This window comes from Sphingopyxis sp. Root154, from assembly GCF_001427105.1.
Lineage (GTDB): Bacteria > Pseudomonadota > Alphaproteobacteria > Sphingomonadales > Sphingomonadaceae > Sphingopyxis.
The window spans coordinates 60,066-79,517 of the sequence record NZ_LMGI01000004.1 but is presented as its reverse complement, the minus strand read 5'-3'; the positions used below and the strand labels follow the sequence as shown (position 1 = coordinate 79,517).

Sequence of the window (19,452 nt, the reverse complement as noted above, 5' to 3'; positions counted from 1 at the left end):
AGTTTTTGTGGCCCTGCCGTCCCGCTTGTCGGGACCGCGCGGCACGGCTAGGCACGCTGGCGAAAGGGTGTGGCAAAGGGATCGCGAGATGAGCAAGGCAATGGGCGACACGCTGGGGCGGCTGGAAGCGGTCATCCATGACCGGCTCGCGGCGAGCGAGGTCGAGGCTTCTTACGTGGCAAGCCTCGCCGCGAAAGGCCGCGGCAAGATCGCGCAAAAGCTCGGCGAGGAAGCCGTCGAAGCGGTGATCGCGGCGGTCAGCGAGGATGATCCCGAACTGATCGGCGAGGCAAGCGACCTCATCTTCCACCTCTCGATCCTGCTCGCCGAGCGCGGGCTGACATGGGACATGATCGCCGCCGAACTCGACCGCCGCCACGGCACCTCGGGCCATACCGAAAAGGCGAGCCGCCCCCAATAGACTGAAAGAGCAGGAACTCTCCGATGCCGATCGACGCGACTCTCCCCTATGACGACAGCAACATCTTCGCGCGCATCCTGCGCGGCGAACTGCCTTCGAAAACCGTCTATGAGGACGAATTCGCCCTCGCCTTTCACGACATCAATCCGCAGGCGCCGCTCCACATCCTCGTGATCCCCAAGGGCCCCTACGTCAGCTGGGACGATTTTTCGGAGCGCGGCAGCGACGCCGAAATCGCGGGCTTCGTCCGTGCGGTGGGCCAGGTCGCGCGCGATGCCGGCCTCGTCGCCCCCGGTTATCGCCTGCTCGCCAACGTCGGGCTCGACAGTCATCAGGAAATCGCGCACCTCCACGTCCATATCTTCGCGGGACAGCCGCTCGGCCCGATGCTCGCGCGCTGATCTTTCGGCGCCGCCTATGACGGCGGTCACAGCATTTTACAGAAGCGCGACTAACCGTGTGTTATATGCGGCGCGGGTGGACTCTGTCCCCTGTTTCCAGCAGGATAGAAGTTCGGACCGAACGGGGAGTTGATAATGGGCAAGGGATGGCGCGCGCTGGCTACAGCATTGGCCGGCAAGGCAAAACTGGCGCTGATCATCCCCCTCAGCCTCGCGATGGCCGCGACCGCCGCCGACACTGTTCCGCAGGTCACGCTCGCAACCCCCGGCAGCTCGGGCACCGGCGACGGCACGATCACGCGCTTCACCTTGCGCTTTTCGGAAGACATGGTCCCGCTCGGCGATCCCCGCGCCGCCGCGCCCGCGACCAACGACTGCAAATTGCCCGCGACCGGCCGCTGGGTCGATACGCGTACCTGGGTGCTCGAATTCGACAAACCGCTCCCGGGCGGGCTCGCCTGCCATGTCGAGCTGCGCGACGGGCTCAAGACCGCGCGCGGTGTCTCGGTCGTCGGCAACAGCCGCTTCACGCTCGACACCGGCGGCCCCTCGGCGCGCGCCGTGTTCGCGGGCGGGATGGACGGCGATATCGAGGAGAATCAGATCTTCCTCGTCGCCACCAATGTCGCAGCCGACCGCGCCTCGGTCGGACGTTTCGGCTATTGCGCCGTCGACGGCATCGGCGAAAAGATCCCGCTCGACGTCCTCCCGCGCGAAACCGCGACCGAAATCCTGACCGGGCTCGGCGAGAATAACTGGTCGCGCCAGTCCTTCACCTACGACGCCGGCCTGCCGCAGCACTTCCCCGCCGCGGGCGCCGACCGCGAAGCCGCGCTCGACCGCATCGTCCCCGTCAAATGCCGCCGCCCGCTGCCCCCCGGCCGCGAGATGGCGCTTGTCTGGGATTCGCGCATTTCGCAGGCGGGCGTGCCGGGCCGCACCGCCGGCCGCGACCAGCGCTTCGACCATGATGTGCGCCCCGCCTTCACCGCGAAAATGTCGTGCAGCCGCGTCAATCCGCAGGCGGGCTGCAACCCGATCAAGGATGTGACGCTCAGTTTCGCCTCGCCGGTATCGCGCGAGAGCGTTCTCGCCGCGACGCTGAACACCGCCGACGGCAAGAAATTGACGCCGAAGATCGATGACGACGACAAGAATGACGCCTGGCTGACGAGCGTCCGCTTCACCGGTCCGCTGCCGCAGAATGTCGACGCGACGCTCGTGCTCCCTGCCGACGTCACCGACCAGAGCGGCCGCAAGCTGCAGAACCAGTCGAATTTCCCGCTGAAATTCCACATCGACCGCGCCCCGCCGCTCGTCAAATTCGCCGCCGAATTCGGCATCCTCGAAGCGGGCGAAGGCGGCGTGCTGCCGGTAACCGTGCGCGGGGTCGAAAGCTCGCTCGTCCAGGCGAACCTCAAAATGCCCGCGACCGCGCTCAAGGTCGGCGACGACGATGCCGCGATCGCGCGCTGGCTGAAGCGTGTCGATGACGCCGACGACACCGACTATCGCGAGGAAAAGAACGCTGCCGGCAAGGACGTCACGGTCAATTACACCGGCACCAAATCGGTGTTCGCGGATGCCCCTGCCGGCGGCGAACGCCGCGACATGCAGCTCGCGCCTGCCGCGGGCGGCAAGGAATTCGAGGTCGTCGGCATCCCGCTCGCCGAAAAAGGCTTCCACGTCGTCGAGATCGCGAGCCCCGAGCTTGGCGCCGCGCTGCTCGGCCGCAAGTCGACGCGTTACGTCGCGACCGCGGCGCTCGTCACCAATATGGCCGTCCACTTCAAATGGGGCCGCGAGGGCTCGCTCGCGTGGGTAACCGCGCTCGACACCGGCCTTCCCGTCGCGGGCGCCGAAATCCGCGTCTCCGACAGCTGCACAGGCCGCCTGCTCGCGCGCGGCACCGCCGACAAGGCGGGCCGCCTCGCCTTCGCGGGCGGGCTGCCGCAGCCCGAAACCTATTCGAGCTGCGAAGAAACCCCCGACATGGCGAAAAGCGAAGGCCACGCGCTGATGGTCAGCGCGCGCTCGGGCGACGATTTCAGCTTCACGCTCACCGACTGGGGCAACGGCATCCGCCCTTATGACTTCGACCTCCCCTATGGCTGGTCGGAGCGGAACGACATCCTCCACACCGTCTTCGACCGCGCGCTCGTGCAGGCGGGCGAGACGGTCCACATGAAGCATCTGCTCCGCCGCCCGGTCGGCCTTGGCTTCCGGACCCCAGAGGCGCTGTCGGGCAAGCTCCGCCTCGTCCACCGCGGCTCGGACACCGAATTCGAAATGCCCTTCGCCATCGCTGCGACCGGCAGCGGCGAGACGGTCTGGAACGTCCCCGCATCGGCCCCCATGGGCGATTATGAGCTTGTCTTCGTCACCAAGGACAAGGACGGCGAGGACAAGACGATCTGGTCGGGCCAGTCGGTCAAGGTCGACGAATATCGCCTGCCGACGATGAAGGCGACGATCACCGGGCCGAAAACCGCGCTCGTCCGCCCCGCCGCCGTGCCGCTGTCGCTGTTCGTCGGTTATCTGTCGGGCGGCCCCGCGCCCAACATCCCGGTCGAACTGCGCACCAATTTCCGCTCGAGCTGGTCGCCGCCCGAGGATTATAAGGATTGGGATTTCGACGGCCAGCCGGTGAAGGAAGGCGTCGTCCAGCTCGACGACAGCGGCGACACCCCCTCCGCCGAACTGCCGCTCGCACGCTCGGTGCCCTTGAAGCTCGACGCCAATGGCGCCGCGACGACGAGCGTCACGGTCGACCAGCCGATCACCGAACCGACGCTGATGGCCGCCGAAATGGACTATGAGGACGCGAATGGCGAAACGCTGACGTCGAGCCGCCGCGTCACCCTCTACCCCTCGGCCGTCCGCCTCGGCGTCAAGACCGACGGCTGGCTGATGCGCGACAATGATCTGCGCCTCAATTTCATCGCGCTGAACCTCGATGGCAAGCCGATTTCGGGCCAGCGCGTGCAGGTCGCGCTCTACAATCGCGAGATCATCACCGCGCGCCGCCGCCTGATCGGCGGCTTCTACGCCTATGACAACCAGATGCGCACGACGCGGCTCGATGCGACCTGCTCGGCGACGACCGACAAGCTCGGCCGCGCGAGCTGCGCGATGGCGCCCGGTATCTCGGGCGAGGTCACCGTCGTCGCGACGACGCTCGATGCCGACGGCAATGAAGCGCGCGCGGTCCGCTCGGTGTGGCTCGCGGGCGACGACGACTGGTGGTTCGGCGGCGACAATGGCGACCGCATGGACGTGATCGCCGAAAAGCCGCGCTACGCCGCGGGCGATACCGCAAGCTTCCAGGTCCGCATGCCGTTCCGCGAAGCGACCGCGCTCGTCACCGTCGAGCGCGAAGGCGTGCTGTCGAGCTTTGTCGTGCCGCTCAAGGGCACGAACCCCGTCGTGAAGGTCAAACTTCCCGCGACTTACGCGCCCGACGTCTATGTCTCGGTGATGGCGGTGCGCGGGCGCGTGACGGGCGAGGAAAGCTGGTTCCGCAAGATGAAACGCGCGGTCGGCTTCAAGATCGAGAATAGCGAAGGCGCGCCGCCGACCGCACTCGTCGATCTCGCCAAGCCGAGCTATCGCATGGGTATCGCGCGCATCAAGGTCGGCTGGGAAGGCCATCAGCTCGGCGTCAAGGTGAAGGCCGACAAGGAGAAATATTCGGTCCGCGAAACCGCGAAGGTCGGCATCGAGGTCAAGACCCCCGACGGCAAGGCGCCGAAGAACGCCGACGTCGCCTTCGCGGCGGTCGACGAGGCGCTGCTCCAGCTCGCCCCCAACGAAAGCTGGGAAGTGCTGAACGCGATGATGGGCGAACGCACGCTCGACGTGCTCACCTCGACCGCGCAGATGCAGGTGGTCGGCAAGCGCCATTACGGCCGCAAGGCGCTCGAACCCGGCGGCGGCGGTGGCGGCGATCTTTCGGGCCTGACCCGCGAAGACTTCCGTCCCGTCCTGCTGTGGAAGGGCAATGTTCCGCTCGACGCCAAGGGCCGCGCGACGGTCGACGTGCCGCTGTCCGACAATCTCTCGGGCTTCCGCCTCGTCGCGATCGCGACCGACGGGTCGCAATATTTCGGCACCGGCGAAACCACCGTCCGCACCGTGCAGGATCTCGGCGTCTTCGCCGGCATGCCCGAATTGGTGCGCACCGGCGACACCTATGATGCGCGCTTCACGCTTCGCAACGGCACCGATCAGCCGATGGAGGTCACCGCGACCCCGACGCTGTCGCCAGCCGTCGCGACCGCCCCGCCGCTCACCGTCACCATCCCGGCAGGCGGCGCGGTGCCGATCAGCTGGTCGATGACCGCCCCCGAAACCACCGGCCCGATCGAATGGACCATCGAGGCAGTGGCCAAGGGCGGCAAGGCCCGCGACCGCCTCGTCTTCGCGCAGACGGTCGAACCCGCGATCCCGGTCGAAACCTGGGCCGCCAGCCTGTTCCGCGTCGGCCCGAACACGACCTTGCCGATCGCGATCCCGGCGGGCGCACTGCCCGGCGGCTATGTCGACGTCGCGCTCGCCGGCACGCTCGCGCCGCCCTTGTCGGGGGTGCGCGATTATATGGCGATCTACCCGTACAACTGCTTCGAACAGTCGACCTCGCGCGCCGTCGCGCTCGGCGATGTCGGGCGCTGGCAGGCGCTTGCCGGGGCGATGCCGACCTATCTCGATGACGACGGGCTGCTCCGCTACTGGCCCAACGAACGGCTCGAAGGGTCGATCGAGCTCACCGCTTATGTGCTCAGCGTGACCGCGGCGAACGGCTTCGCGATCCCCGAGGCGTCGAAGGCGAAGATGGTCAAGGCGTTGCAGGCGGTCGTCGAAGGGCGCCTGACGCGTAAGGGCTATGGTCCGTGGGACATCCGCCCCGTCCGCATCGCGGCCCTGGCGGCACTCGCGCGCAACAACGCGTCGAGCGCGAGCCTCGTCGCCGCGATCGACGTCGCGCCGATCGACATGGCCACCGGCACCCTCGCCGACTGGCTCGTCGCGATCGAAAAGACGCCGGGCGTGCGGGGCGCGCCTGCGCTGCGCACCGCCGCCGAGGCCGAACTGCGCAAACGTCTCGTCTACGAAGGCACGCGCCTCGACCTTGTCGACGACGCGCGCGCGCCCTGGTGGATGATGACCAGCGGCGACGAAATGGCGATCAAGGCGCTCGAAGCCGTGCTCGGCCGCAAGGGCTGGGAGGATGACGCCGGCAAGCTGATGGTCGGCGTCGCGCAGCGCCAGCGCAAAGGTCATTGGGACACCACCCCCGCCAACGCCTGGGGCGCGGTCACCGTCCGCCGCTTCGCCGACCTCTATCCGGCGAATGCGATCACCGGCGTCACCAACATCGGCCTTGCGGGCGCCACCGCTTCGCAAAGCTGGCCGCTGCCCGCCGAGCCCGTCTCGCCGCTTCGCGTCGCGCTCGCCGCGGCGACGATGAGCCTGAAGCACGAAGGCACCGGAACGCCATGGGCCACCGTCAGTGTCAAGGCGGCGGTGCCACTGAAGGAACCGCTCAACGCGGGTTACCGGATCAAGCGCTCGGTCAGCATCGTCAAGGCAGCGAACAAGGACCGGCTGACGCGCGGTGACGTGATCAAGGTGCGGATCGAGGTCGTTGCCGCCGCCGGCCGGACGTGGGTCGTCATCAACGATCCGATCGCGCCGGGCGCGACGATCGTCGGCAACCTCGGCGGCCAGTCCGAAATGCTCGCCGAGCAGGCGGGCGGATCGGGCGCGCAGCCGAGCTATGTCGAACGCGGCAAGGACAGCTGGCGCGGCTATTTCGGCTGGATGCCCGCAGGCACCCATGCGGTCGAATATGTCGTGCGGCTCAACGGCTCGGGCCGCTTCACCCTGCCGCCGACGCGGGTCGAGGCGATGTATTCACCCGCGATCCGCGGCCAGTGGCCGAACGCTCCGCTGACGATCGCCAGCGTCACGCAGTGATGCGATGAGCCTGTCGCCCGTCCCCGGGCGCCGGCGGCGCTGGCCCCATGTTCTCGCATGGGCCGCGCTCGCGGCGCTTGTCCTCGTCACCGCCGCGCATCTCGCGACGCGACCGCCTGCGATGCCCGCCTTCGAAAAGGTGCGCGCCGATTGGCGCCCAAGCGAGGCGTGGCTCTACGACCGCGAAGGCCAATTGCTCGACAGCGAGCGCGTCAATTTCGAACGCCGCCGCCTCGCATGGGTGCCGCTGAACCAGATCAGTCCGGCCGTCCGCACCGCCGTGGTGCAAAGCGAGGACCGCCGCTTCTGGTCGCACGGCGGGGTCGACTGGCTTGCGATCGCCAGCGCAATCCGAGCGCGCTGGACCGGCGACCGCTCGCGCGGCGCCTCGACTCTGCCGATGCAGCTCGCCGCCTTCCTTGACCCCAGCCTCGCGCAGCCGGGCAAACGCGACTGGCGCACCAAGCTCCGCCAGATGCGCGCCGGACAAGCACTCGCGGCGAACTGGTCGCATGACGAAATGCTCGAGGCCTATTTCAACCTCCTCCCGCTGCGCGGCGAGGCGCAGGGTATCGGTGCGGGCGCGCAAAGCCTGTTCGGCAAGAAACCCGCCGAGCTCAATCGCACCGACGCCGCGCTCTTCGCGGGCCTGCTCCCCAGCCCCGCCGCGGGCGCCGAGGCGCTCGGCCGCCGCGCGTGCCGCGTGGCACAAGCAAAGGACTGCACCGCGATCCGCGCCGCGGCCGCGACGCTCGTCTCGGGCGAGCATGCCGCGCGCTTCGACCCCGCGCTCGCCCCCCACCTCGCCGTCCGTCTGCTCGACCAGCCCGGCAAGCGCGTCAAAACGACGATCGACCGCCGCATCCAGACCGCCGCGATCGTCGCGCTGCGCCGCCAGCTCGCCGGCCTCGGCTCGGACCGCGTGCGCGACGGTGCGGTCGTCGTTCTCGACAATGCCACCGGCGAAGTGCTCGCCTATGTCGGCGGCGTCGGCCTCAAATCGACCGCATCGCAAGTCGACGGCGCCAACGCGCCGCGCCAGGCAGGCTCGACGCTCAAACCGCATCTCTACGCGCAGGTGATCGAGCATGGCTGGCTCACCGCCGCCTCGATCCTCGACGACAGCCCGGTCCAGCTCGACACCGCGTCGGGGCTCTACGTGCCCAAAAACTACGATCACAGCTTCAAGGGGCCGGTCAGCGTGCGCCACGCGCTCGCTAGCTCGCTCAACGTCCCCGCGGTCCGCGCGCTCGTCATCGACGACGTCCAGCAATTCCGCGACCGCCTCTGGACGCTCGGCTATCACGGCCTCGTCGAGGACGGCGAATATTACGGCTTCAGCCTTGCGCTTGGCTCCGCCGAAGTTTCGCTTGTAGAGCAGGCCAACGCCTTCCGCACATTCGCCAATTTGGGACGCTGGTCGCCGGTCCATTTCATGCCAAACCAAAGGACGGACGGCGCCCGCCAGATCGTCAACCCCGCCGCCGCCTTCATCGTCGGCGACATCCTCGCCGACGCGACCGCCCGCTCCGACGCCTTCGGCGCCGACAGCGCGCTCCGCCTGCCCTTCTGGGCTGCGGCGAAGACGGGTACGTCGAAGGGCATGCGCGACAATTGGTGTATCGGCTGGTCCGACCGCTTCACCGTCGCGGTGTGGGTCGGCAATCTCGAGGGCGATTCGATGCGCGCCGTCTCGGGCACCTCGGGCGCCGCGCCGGTGTGGCGCGATGTGATGCTCTCGCTCCACGCCGGCAGCCCCGGCAAGCCGCCGACGATGCCTGAAGGCGTCGAAGCGCGCCAGATTACCCTCCCCGGCACCCGCGAGCCGCCGCGCCGCGAATATTTCCTGCGCGGCACCGCGCAAACGGAAATGGCCGCCGCGCCGCAGGCTGCGCGCCGCCCACGCATCACCAGCCCGGTCAGCGGCAGCGTCTATGCGCTCGACCCCGACATCCCGATCGACCGCCAGCGGCTGGCGGTGACGGTTAGCGGTTCGGTCGCCGGATACCGCCTGAACCTCGACAAGAAAGCGCTCGGCGATGCCGATGCGGGGCAACAAATCCTGCCGCGCCCCGGCGTCCATATGCTGACGCTGGTTGATCCAGGCGGCCGAATGATTGACCGAGTGCGCTTTACCGTACGGTAAGCGGCGCTGGTCCCCATTAAATGCAGCGCTGGCCTCATGAAATTAAGTTGCGCTGACGCGCGGAGCGGCTAGTCTGCCCCGCCATGAGACGGGCGGCAGTTCAGCCGCTCCCAAGGGGATGATTATGCTATTTGACCGCGTAAAGCCGTTGGATGCCATTTTGGCGACAGCGGAAAAAAAGTCGCTTACGCGCACGCTCGGCGCCTTCCAGCTAACGATGCTGGGGATCGGCGCCGTGATCGGGACCGGGATTTTCGTGCTGACCGCCGAAGCCGCGCAAAAGGCGGGTCCGGGCATGATGATCAGCTTCATCATCGCCGGCTTCGTCTGCGCCTTTGCCGCGCTCTGCTACGCCGAAATGGCCTCGATGGTCCCGGTATCGGGCTCGGCCTACACCTATAGCTACGCCGTGATGGGCGAGCTGATCGCGTGGATGGTCGGCTGGGCGCTGATCCTCGAATATGCGGTCGCCGCGGGCGCCGTTTCGGTCGGCTGGTCGGGCTATGTTGTCGGGCTGATCGAAAATGCCTTCGCCATAGATATACCTTCTACCTTGGTGCTTGGGCCATATGACGGTGGCATGATCAACCTGCCCGCGATGTTCATCGCCGGCCTCGTCACCATGCTTCTGGTCATCGGCACCCGCGAATCGGCGACGGTCAATGCGTTCCTCGTGGTCATCAAAGTTGCGGCGCTGACGCTGTTCGTCGTTCTCGCGGTTCCCGTGATGAACATGGAGAATTTCGAACCCTTCGCCCCGCTCGGCTTCGGCGGTATCGGCGCCGCCGCGGCGTCGATCTTCTTCGCTTATGTCGGCTTCGACGCGGTTTCGACGGCGGCCGAAGAAACCAAGAATCCGCAGCGCAACATGCCGATCGGCCTGATCGGCAGCCTCGCGATCTGTACCATCTTCTACCTGCTCGTCGCCGCGGGCGTGATCGGTTCGGTCGGCGCGCAGCCGGTGGGGATCGATGCGGCAGGCGCCCATGCGCTCGAACCCGGCAGTCGCGAACTCGCCGCCGCGTGCGGCGCGATCGGAGATCAGGCGGTGGTCTGCTCGAAGGAAGCGCTGGCATGGACGCTGCGTGAAATCGGCTGGCCGCAGGTCGGCAATTTGATCGGTCTTGCCGCCGGTCTCGCGTTGCCGTCGGTCATCCTGATGATGATGTTCGGCCAGACCCGCATCTTCTTCGTGATGAGCCGCGACGGCCTGCTGCCGCAAGCCTTTTCGAAGATCCACCCGAAGTTCAACACGCCGCACGTGATCACGATCATCACGGGCATCGCGGTTGCGCTGTTCGCCGCCTTCTTCCCAGTCGGGCAGCTGGCGAACATCTCGAACTCGGGCACGCTCTTCGCCTTCGCCGCGGTGTCGATCGCGGTGATGGTGATCCGCAAGACCGATCCCGGCCGTCATCGTCCGTTCAAGACGCCGCTTATCTACCTCACGGCGCCGATCGCGATCGCGGGCTGTCTGTATCTCTTCTTCAATCTCGACCAGAAGAGCATCAACCTCTTCCTGATCTGGGCCGCCATCGGCCTCGTCGTCTACTTCGCCTACAGCCGCTCGCGCAGCCATGTAGGTCAGGGACATATCGAGGTGCACGAGGACGACGCCGACGCACCGCCGCCGCCGGTCCCGCCGGCACCGTCGTTCAACTGACGGATCGAATGATACCAAGGGAAAGGGGGCTTCGGCCCCCTTTCTTTGTATCAAGCGCATCGAAATGGGATCTCAGCCGCTACCGACCGGTTGCTGCCGATAGAGAGATGTGCCCCGGCGAAAGTCGGGGTCCAGAAGCCTGACGCAAACCTAGCATATGTCCGCACTGGCCCCGGCTTTCGCCGGGGTGCACAAAGGGACAGCTTCCCACCTCAAAGCAGACGTTCACCGGCTTCAAGCCGACAGGGCCGCTAATAGGGACTTTTCGGTGCCGTTCCCGGCCGCGTGAACAGCTTGCCGCGCTCGGCCCAGAAGACCAAAGCCAGGCCGACCACCGCGCTGATCAGGAAGGCATAAGCCAGCGGCAGCGTCGAGCCGTCATATTGCTGCCCGATCGTCGCGCCGACGGTTGCCGCGAGCAAGGTCTTGGCAAAGCTCTGATACGACGACGCGACGCCCGCCATATGCCCGAAATCCTCCATCGCGATCGACCCGAAATTGCTGCCGATAAAGCCGACGAGGCCGACGTTGGCCATCATCAGCGCGGTGAACATCCACAGCGTCTCGACGCCGCTCAGCGCCGCGACGATCTGCAGAATCGAGGTCGCCATGAAGGCGAAGACCGCCGCCTGCGACACGCGCCGCGCCCCGAACCGCTCGACGATCGCGGCGTTCGAGAAATTAGCGATCGCGATGCCGACTGCGACGCACGCGAAGATCAGCGGGAACATCGCCTGCGCGCCGAACACCTCGGCGATGATCTGTTCGCTGCTGTTGAGATAGCCGTAGAGCGCGCCCTGCATCATCCCCGAGGCGATCATATAGCCTGCGGCACGGCGATGTCGCGTCACCGTCGCCCAGCCCGCGATCATCGTGCGAAGATCGAGCGGGCGGACATCGGCGGGGTCGAGCGTCTCGGGAAGGCGGCGCAACCAGAACAGCATCACGATCGACATCACCGCCAGCACGACGAAAATCGCGCGCCAGCCCGCCACCGCGGCGATCCCGGCGCCGATCGTCGGCGCGATGATCGGCACGATCATGAAGACGAGGAAGATCAGCGACAGCCGTTTCGCCATCGCATCGCCCGCGAACAGGTCGCGGATCACCGCGACCACAATGACGCCGAGCGCCGCGCTGACCAGTCCGTGGATGAAGCGGAGCACGAGCAGCATCGCGAAGCTGGTCGCGAGGCCGCAACCAATCGAGAGTGCGAGATAGGCGAACAGCGCGGGGACAAGCACACCCTTGCGCCCGAACCGGTCCGACAGCGGGCCGTATAGCAGCGAACCGAAGCCGATACCGAGCAGGTAGATCGAGATGACATGCTGACGATCGTTGGCGACCGTAACGCCCAGCGCCTCGCCGATCGCGGGCAGTGCGGGCAGCATCGAATCGATGGCGAGTGCATTGAGCGCCATGACCATCGCCATCATGACCACCATTTCACGGTCGCCCGGCAGGCTCCGTTGGGGGGATTGGGCCGGCTTGTGCATGGCGGCAGCCTATGCGCCCATGCCGCCGCTTTGGATAGTCCCCGAATGGCCGCAAACCCAAAGGGCATTGCTATGCAAAGCAAAAGGGCCGCCCACTCCCTTCACAGGAGCGGACGGCCCTTCGCTTTTCGTGAGGCGTGACTCAGCCCTGGCGGGTGCCGGTCATCGCCATCGATCCGAACGCACCGGCCTTGATCGTGCCGGTCAGCGCGTCGCCGTCGATCGTCGCTTCGCATTCGAGCGTCATCGGCATCGGCACCTTCATGTTCATGGTCCAGGTCAGCTTGTTGCCGTCGACCTTGCCATTTTCGACATCGAGCGCGCCCATCGCGCCCGCATTCTGGCCGGTGAAGCTGCCGCCGTCGCTGTTCACGGTGAAAACCGACTTCTGATCGCCCATCGGCGACTTGGTTACGCAATCATAGCTACCATCGACTTGGGACATATGGGCTCTCCTTACTGAAACTGATGTTAGTTATCGAGGGACACCGTTTCCACCGGCAGACCCAATCCGTCAAGCTGCGGTTTAACCACCGCGGCATCGCCGACGACGACATAGACGAGACCATCGGTGCTGAGCGCCTTGCGCGCCGCCGCGTCGATTTCGGCCGCAGTCATCGCTTCATAGGTCGCGGGCAGCGTCTCGTAATAATTGTCGGGACGGCCGAATTTGACGATCTGCCGGATTCCGCCGAGCACGTCGCCCGAGGTTTCGAAGCTGCCGGGCAGTTCGCGAACGCTGCCGTTGATCGTGCGCTCGAGTTCTTCCTTCGTCACGCCCTTGTCGCCGAGGAAGCTTTTAAGGTCGCTCTGCAACTCCTTGATCGAATCGCCCGTGCGATCGGCCTGCACCGGCGCCGCGGCGACCCAGGTCAACCGGTCCTGATCACCCGAAATGCGGCTGCGCACGCCATAGGACCAGCCCTTGGTCTCGCGCAAATTGGTGTTGAAGCGCGACAGGAAATTGCCGCCGAAAATATCGTTCGCGGAGCGGAGCACTTCGAGTTCGTCGCCGCCCTTGGCGTCGAGCACCTTGCCCGCAAGGATCACCGACTGCGGCGACTTCGGCCGGTCGAACAACAGGATGCGCGGCTTCGGCGCCGGGATCGCGATCTCGAAATGCTTGACCGGCTTCGCGGTCGCAGGGGCTTTCCACTGCCCCAGCGTCGCGTCGAGCTGCTTCTTCACTTCGGCAAGCGTCGTGTCGCCGACGACGAAGACGCGCGCATTGTCGGGACGGATCCACGCCGAATGAAACGCCGCAAGCTGATCGCGCGTCACCGCCGCCACCGATTTCGAATTGCCAAGGCCCGACGGCGGGATGCCATAGGGATGATCGGCGCCGTACAGCACCGGCGTCAATATGCGCGAAGCGATCGCGTTCGGATTATTGAGCTCGGCCTTCAGCCGGTTGAGCTGCTGCGCACGCACACGATCGAGCTCCTTGGCGTCGAACGCCGGATTGCGGATATAGTCGGCGAGCAGGCTCAGCGAGGCGCCGAGGTTCGGTTTCAGCGCGAACAGGCTGAACACCGTTTCGTCGGCATTGGCGGTCGCGTCGATCTGCGCGCCCAGTCGCTCCTTCGCTTCGGCAAAGGCGATCGAATCGAGGCTCGTGGTGCCCTCGTCCATCAGACTAAGCATCAGCGACTGGGTGCCGAGCGCGCTGTGCGGATCGGCGGCATAGCCCGCGTCGAAGCTGACCGCGACATTGACCGTCGGCACCGTCGTGCGCCGCGCGAAAACGACCTCGACGCCGTTCTTGAGCTTGGTGCGTTCGATCGCCGGAAAGTCGAGCGCCTTGAGGTCGGCAACCGCCGGCAGCTGCGAACGGTCGGCGAACGACGAAGTGCCGCCCGTATCGGGACCGACATCGCCGAGCGCCTCATTCCAGTAACGGTCGGGCTGGACCGGTGCGGTCACCTTGCCGCCCGTCACCGCGCCGCCGCGATTTTCGCCGCCCTCGGTGCGCTCACCGGGGGTATAGGTCAGCGAGAAGGCCGGGCGCGACAGCCATTTGTTGGCAACCGCCTTGACCTGCTCGGGGGTCGCCTTCGCCATCCGGTCGAGCTCGACCTTGTAATAAGCGGGATTGTTCGAATAGAGCGCGCCCTCGGCCAGCGTCACCGCCTTGCCGCCGAAACCGCCGACCGATTCGAGCCCGGAGATCGTGCCCGCCAGATAGCTCGCCGCGGTCCGCTGCAATTCGTCCGCGGTCGGCCCGCTGGCAAGGAAGCTCGCGATTTCCGCGTCGAGCTGCGACGCGACGAGCTTGGGGTCGACGCCCGGCTTTACGTCGGCCTGCACCAGCAGGATACCGGCATCCTCGAACGGCTGCGCCGCCGCCGAAACGCTCACTGCGACCGGATCCTTGCGCACCAGCGCATTGTCGAGCCGCGACGACGACAGGCCGCCGAGCACGCCCATCGCCATCTGCAACGGCACCGCCTCGGGATCGTTCAGGCCGGGAATTGCCCACATGCGATAGATGCGCGTCGTCGGGACGAGGTCCTTGACCTCCTTCGCCAGCGGCGCGGGCAGCGTCGGGATCGATGTCTTGGGCGCCGCAATTTCGGGGCCGCGCGAAATGTCGCCGAACCATTCCTGCACCTTGGCTTTTGCAGTGGCGACGTTCACGTCGCCCGCGAGCACGAGCACGGCGTTGTTCGGGCCGTAATTGTCGGTGAACCACTTCTTCACGTCGCCGAGGCTCGCCGAGTTGAGGTCGCCCATCGAACCGATCGTGCTGTGGTGATAGGGATGCCCCGTCGGAAAGAGATTTTCGAAAATCTCGTAACGCAGCAGGCCATAGGGGTTGTTGTCGCCCTGGCGCTTCTCATTCTGGACGACGCCGCGCTGGTTATCTAGCTTTTCCTGCGTCACCGCGCCGAGCAGATGCCCCATGCGGTCGCTTTCGAGGAACAGCGCACGGTCGAGCGCGCCCGTCGGCACCGTCTCGAAATAATTGGTGCGGTCGACGTTGGTCGTCCCGTTGCTGTCGGTCGCGCCGACCTGTTGCAGCGGTTCGAAGAAATCGCCCGGCGAATTTTCGGACCCGTTGAACATCAGATGTTCGAACAGATGCGCAAAGCCCGTCTTGCCCTTGGGCTCATGCTTCGACCCAACGCGATACCACACCGATACCGCAACGACGGGCGCCTTGCGATCCTCGTGCACGATCACGCGCAGGCCGTTGTCGAGCGTGAACGCCTCGTACGGAATATCGACGGCCTTCACGAGGTCGGCGATCGGTGCGGGGTTGGCGGCCTTCGCCTTGGCGAGCGCGGGGCCCGCGGCGACGAGCGAGGTGGAAACCGCCAGAGCGAGCGCGAAGCGATGGAAACGGGGCATGAAAATCCTCTTGTTCGGGCGCAGGCTTTATGCCCGCGTGCGACCGGGCGCCGGACGGCACTGTATCAACGGTTTAGGACAGCAAATCCCGGCTTTCAAGGCCGATAGAAGCGCGCCCCGCCCGCCTTCAGCGCCGCGGGATCGAACAGCACAGGCTTCAGCTTGTGCGCCACGAACAGGGGCGCCTGATCATTATAGTGCGGGCTATCGGGCCGCGTCGTTGCGGCGCCGAACGGCTGGATCGATTCCGAGTGCACCCGGCCCTGCGCATCCCACGTCACGAACATGATGAAGCTGTCGCCGTGGCGCACCTTCAGCCGCCCGTCGGGTTCGGCGTCCCACAAGGTCGACGCGCGCACCGTATCGTTGCCGCCATCGAGCGGTAGGTCGACGCGGTTCGCGCCCTCACCATGCCGTAATCGCAATACGGTCCCGAGCTTCGGATCGAGCCCGTCGAAATGCTCCTGCAGATGCGCGACCGTCTCTTTCAGCACCGTGCGCGGATCGGGCGCGGCGCGGCGCTGGTAATGGCTGCCGTTCGCGGGGCGAAGTAGCATCAGCGCCAGCGCGTCGCCCTTCCCCCTGCCGTCGAGGTTCCAGTCCCATTGACGCAGCAGTTTTTGCGCCTGCGCCAGTGCCGGATCGCTCTTGGTGTCGAGCGCGAGCATGCGGTCCATCCACGCCTTCGCATAACCCGTCTTTGCATAGGCGGTATCATATTTGATCGCCTTCAGCCGCGCCTCGTCGATCTGCCCCGACGCCTCGAACAGCTCGATCAGCCGCACCCCGCGATTGGTCATATCGTCCTCGACCCCCAGCAGCGGCGAGAAGGCCGCGGCATCGAGTTCGTCGCCCGGCCCCGCCGCGACCCACGGCGTGTTGTTCGCGTTCATCACATAACCCGAGCGCGGGTTGACCAGCGTCGGCACGCGGTCGAACGGCAGCGTCTGCGTCCACAAATCCGCCGAGGTGTCGCCGGGCAAAACGCCGCGCCAGTTGAACCCCGGCTGCCGGTCGGGGAACATCGCATTATAGAAAAGCCCGATATTGCCCTTCGCATCGGCGTAGATGAAATTGGTCGCGGGCACGCCCTGCCCCGCCATCGCCGCGCGCCATTCGGCAAAGCTCTTCGCCTTGTTCAACCTATAATACTGGGTGACCATATTTGCCTGATCGATCCCGGCATAGCGGATCGCAAAGGCGCCTTTCGCGTTCTTAACCACCGGCCCATGGACCGAGCGATAGATGGTGCGCGGGACTGGCAGCACGAACGGGCCGAACTTGACCTTCAGCCAGATGCGCTTTTCCTCAAGCGGGCGCCACGCGCCGTCGAAGCGGTATTTCTCGCCGCTGTCGTCGAGCACCAGCTTGTAGACGTCGATCAGATCGGGCCGGTTCACCGTGTTGGTCCAGCCGAGATATTTATTGTGCCCGAGGAAGGGGTAAGGCGAGCCGGGGAAGTTCGCGCCGGCGAAATCCCAGCCCTCCTCCGAATGCACGACCAGTTCGTACCAGGCGACGCCGCCCGTCCACGGCTGGTGCGAGTTCGACACGAGCCGCGTCGCCCCGTCGGTCGAGCGCGCGGGCGCGACCGCCATGCCGTTCGATCCATTGTCGGCGGGATCGGTCCCGACCGGGGTCAGTTCGCGCGGCACCAGCTTGCCCGTCGCATCGAGCGCGGGGCCACCCTCGCGCCCGATCTCCTTGTTCTCGACGAGCGAGCCGAGCACCGAATCGAGCCCGAAGAAAAAGGGCGAACGCAGCACGAAACCCGCGACGACATCCTCGCCGGTCGCGGGGAACAGTCCCGACAGGCGCACCTCATCGGGATGTTTTCCGGCATAATGGTTGAGCCCCGCGGCATAGGCGGTGAACAGCGCCTTCACATCGGCGGGCAGGCGCGGCCAGTCGCGCGCGGTGGTCGCACGCACGCCGAGCAGCGCTTCGGCATAGTCGATCTTCGCACCATCCTCGCCCAGCATCGCCCCCGCCCGGCCGCGCGTCATCGCCAGCACTTCCTGCAAGGTCGAAAAATCATCCTCGGCGTGCGCGTAGGCAACGCCGTAAGCGACATCGGCGTCGGTCTTGCCGAAGATATGCGGCACACCGAATTTGTCGCGCGCAATCCGAACGTCGGTGGGCTTGAAGGCGGGCGCGGCGGGCGCTTCGGCGGTCAGCGGCTCCCAGAGCGCGAGCGAGGCGGCGGTGAGCACCAGCAGCAGCAGGAATCCCAGCAAAATCCGTCGCAGCATCTCTGGTCCTCTTCGCACCCGGTCCGGCGCATCTGTGGCGGCCATGTCGTCCGATGGCAAGCGACTGTCGTTCGTCGAGCCGGATTTGCGGGCGAACAGTGCGTCGCTATGCATGGGTCAGGTCATTGAACAACGGGGAATATCGAACCATGCGCATGAAAAGCCTGCTCCTTTCCGCTTGCCTGTCGCTCGCCCTCGCGCCCGCCGCGATGGCGCAGTCCGTCACGGGTTCGGGTGTCGTGCCCGCAACCGCCGCGAACAGCGCCGAGCGGGCGATCGACTTTGCGGCAAATGCCCCTGCAAGCGCCGCGCTCGTCGTCGTGATGACCGACGCGACATTGCCCCCGCTCGACGGTGTCGCGCTAGGCGCTGCCGAGCGCACGGCGGTCACCGCCGCCATCGCTGCGGCGAGCTTCGACGGCAAGGCCGGTACGACATTGTCGCTGCGCGGCATCGGCACGCATCCGCGCATCCTGCTCATCGGGGCCGGCGCAACGCCCTCTTCGCTCGCGCTCGCCGAAGCGGGCGGCAAGGCGGCGCAGGAACTCAGGAGCGACGCCCAGCCGGTGGCCATCGCCGGTGCCTTCGGCGACGTCTCGGCCGCCGATGTCGCCTATGGCTTCGCGCTCGGCCAATATCGCTTCGACCGCTACAAGACCGTCGACAAAAAGGCGCCCTCGACGGGCCCGGTCACGATCGTCGGGGCCAATTCGCCGGCCGCCGAAGCCGCCTTTACGAGCCGCTGGAAGCCGCTTGCCGAAGGCGTGCGACTGTCGCGCGACCTCGCCAACGAGCCCGCGAACGTCATCTATCCCGAAAGCTTCGTTGCGCGCGTGCGCGAAACGCTCGCGGGCACGCCGGGCGTGAGCATCGAAGTGCTCGACGAAGCCGCGATGCGCAAACTCGGAATGGGCACGCTCGTCGGCGTCGGCCAGGGCAGCCCTCGCGGATCGCGGCTGCTGCTCATCCGCTATCGCGGTGCCGGCGCGCCCGACGCGCCGACGGCCTTCGTCGGCAAGGGCATCACCTTCGATTCGGGCGGCCTGTCGCTCAAGCCCGGCGCCGGGATGGGCAATATGAAGGGCGATATGTCGGGCGCCGCGTCGGTGATGGGCGCGGTCGTCTCGCTCGCCAAATCGCGCGCGCCGGTGCATGTCGTCGGGGTCGCGGCGCTCGCCGAGAATATGCCCGACGGCAATGCGCAGCGTCCGGGCGACGTCACCCGCACCATGTCGGGCAAGACGATCGAGATGGTCAATGCCGACGCCGAAGGCCGCCTCGTCCTCGCCGATGCCAATGAATATGTCGCCAAGGCCTATCGGCCCAAAGCGATCGTCAACATCGCGACGCTCACCGGCGCGGTCGTCGGCGCGCTCGACAACAGCTATGCGGGCCTCTTCGCGCGCGACGAAGCGCTTGCGGCGCGCCTGATCGCCGCCGGCACCGCCAGCGGCGAGGAATTGTGGCGCCTTCCGCTCCACAAGGATTATGCCGAGCGGATGAAGTCCGACATCGCCGACATTCGCAACTCCGCGACCGGCCAAGGCCCGGGCGCGAGCCTCGGCGCGCATTTCATCGGCTTCTTCGTCGACGAGACGACCCCGTGGGCACATCTCGATATCGCCGGGGTCAACCGTTCGGAGAAGGCCACCTCACTCGTTCCCAAAGGCATGACGGGCTTCGGCGTGCGCCTGCTCGACCAGCTCGCGCGGAGCGAATAGGTTTTGCGGAACCTCGGAAGGCCCC

General features: G+C 66.4%; 10 protein-coding genes. 6 read left to right on the top strand and 4 right to left on the bottom strand.

Going from position 1 to position 19,452, the window contains the following annotated elements:
- Positions 1-88: 88 nt before the first annotated feature.
- From ASD73_RS20025 to ASD73_RS20005, 5 genes are all read left to right on the top strand, one after another.
- Positions 89-421, top strand: coding sequence for a phosphoribosyl-ATP diphosphatase (locus tag ASD73_RS20025; protein WP_056367610.1), 333 nt, complete (start codon positions 89-91; stop codon positions 419-421).
- A 23-nt stretch (positions 422-444) separates the two neighbouring features.
- Positions 445-822, top strand: a complete 378-nt coding sequence (locus ASD73_RS20020) for a histidine triad nucleotide-binding protein (RefSeq protein ID WP_056367608.1) — start codon at positions 445-447, stop codon at positions 820-822.
- A 135-nt stretch (positions 823-957) separates the two neighbouring features.
- Complete coding sequence (locus ASD73_RS20015; RefSeq protein WP_082521732.1) at positions 958-6,798, top strand: alpha-2-macroglobulin family protein; 5,841 nt, start codon at positions 958-960, stop codon at positions 6,796-6,798.
- A gap of 4 nt (positions 6,799-6,802) precedes the next feature.
- Complete coding sequence (pbpC, locus tag ASD73_RS20010; protein ID WP_056367606.1) at positions 6,803-8,944, top strand: penicillin-binding protein 1C; 2,142 nt, start codon at positions 6,803-6,805, stop codon at positions 8,942-8,944.
- Between the two features lie 124 nt (positions 8,945-9,068).
- Positions 9,069-10,607 (top strand): amino acid permease, encoded by a 1,539-nt coding sequence (locus tag ASD73_RS20005; protein ID WP_056368226.1) that lies wholly within the window; start codon positions 9,069-9,071, stop codon positions 10,605-10,607.
- Between the two features lie 251 nt (positions 10,608-10,858).
- Here ASD73_RS20005 and ASD73_RS20000 read toward each other — a convergent pair whose 3' ends face one another.
- The 4 genes from ASD73_RS20000 to ASD73_RS19985 all read right to left on the bottom strand — a co-directional run bounded on the left by ASD73_RS20000 (position 10,859) and on the right by ASD73_RS19985 (position 17,706).
- Positions 10,859-12,103, bottom strand: a complete 1,245-nt coding sequence (locus tag ASD73_RS20000; RefSeq protein WP_056367603.1) for a multidrug effflux MFS transporter — start codon at positions 12,101-12,103, stop codon at positions 10,859-10,861.
- A 142-nt stretch (positions 12,104-12,245) separates the two neighbouring features.
- Positions 12,246-12,548: a hypothetical protein gene (locus ASD73_RS19995; protein ID WP_056367602.1), complete on the bottom strand. Its 303-nt coding sequence runs from the start codon at positions 12,546-12,548 to the stop codon at positions 12,246-12,248.
- Between the two features lie 26 nt (positions 12,549-12,574).
- Positions 12,575-15,454 (bottom strand): M16 family metallopeptidase, encoded by a 2,880-nt coding sequence (locus tag ASD73_RS19990; RefSeq protein ID WP_056367600.1) that lies wholly within the window; start codon positions 15,452-15,454, stop codon positions 12,575-12,577.
- Between the two features lie 95 nt (positions 15,455-15,549).
- Positions 15,550-17,706, bottom strand: a complete 2,157-nt coding sequence (locus tag ASD73_RS19985) for an acylase (RefSeq protein WP_200934990.1) — start codon at positions 17,704-17,706, stop codon at positions 15,550-15,552.
- A gap of 155 nt (positions 17,707-17,861) precedes the next feature.
- On the opposite strand from ASD73_RS19985, the gene ASD73_RS19980 reads away from it, so the two are divergent.
- Positions 17,862-19,427 carry a leucyl aminopeptidase gene (locus ASD73_RS19980; protein WP_056368221.1) on the top strand — a complete coding sequence of 522 codons (1,566 nt, stop codon included), beginning with the start codon at positions 17,862-17,864 and terminating at the stop codon, positions 19,425-19,427.
- Positions 19,428-19,452: the final 25 nt, after the last annotated feature.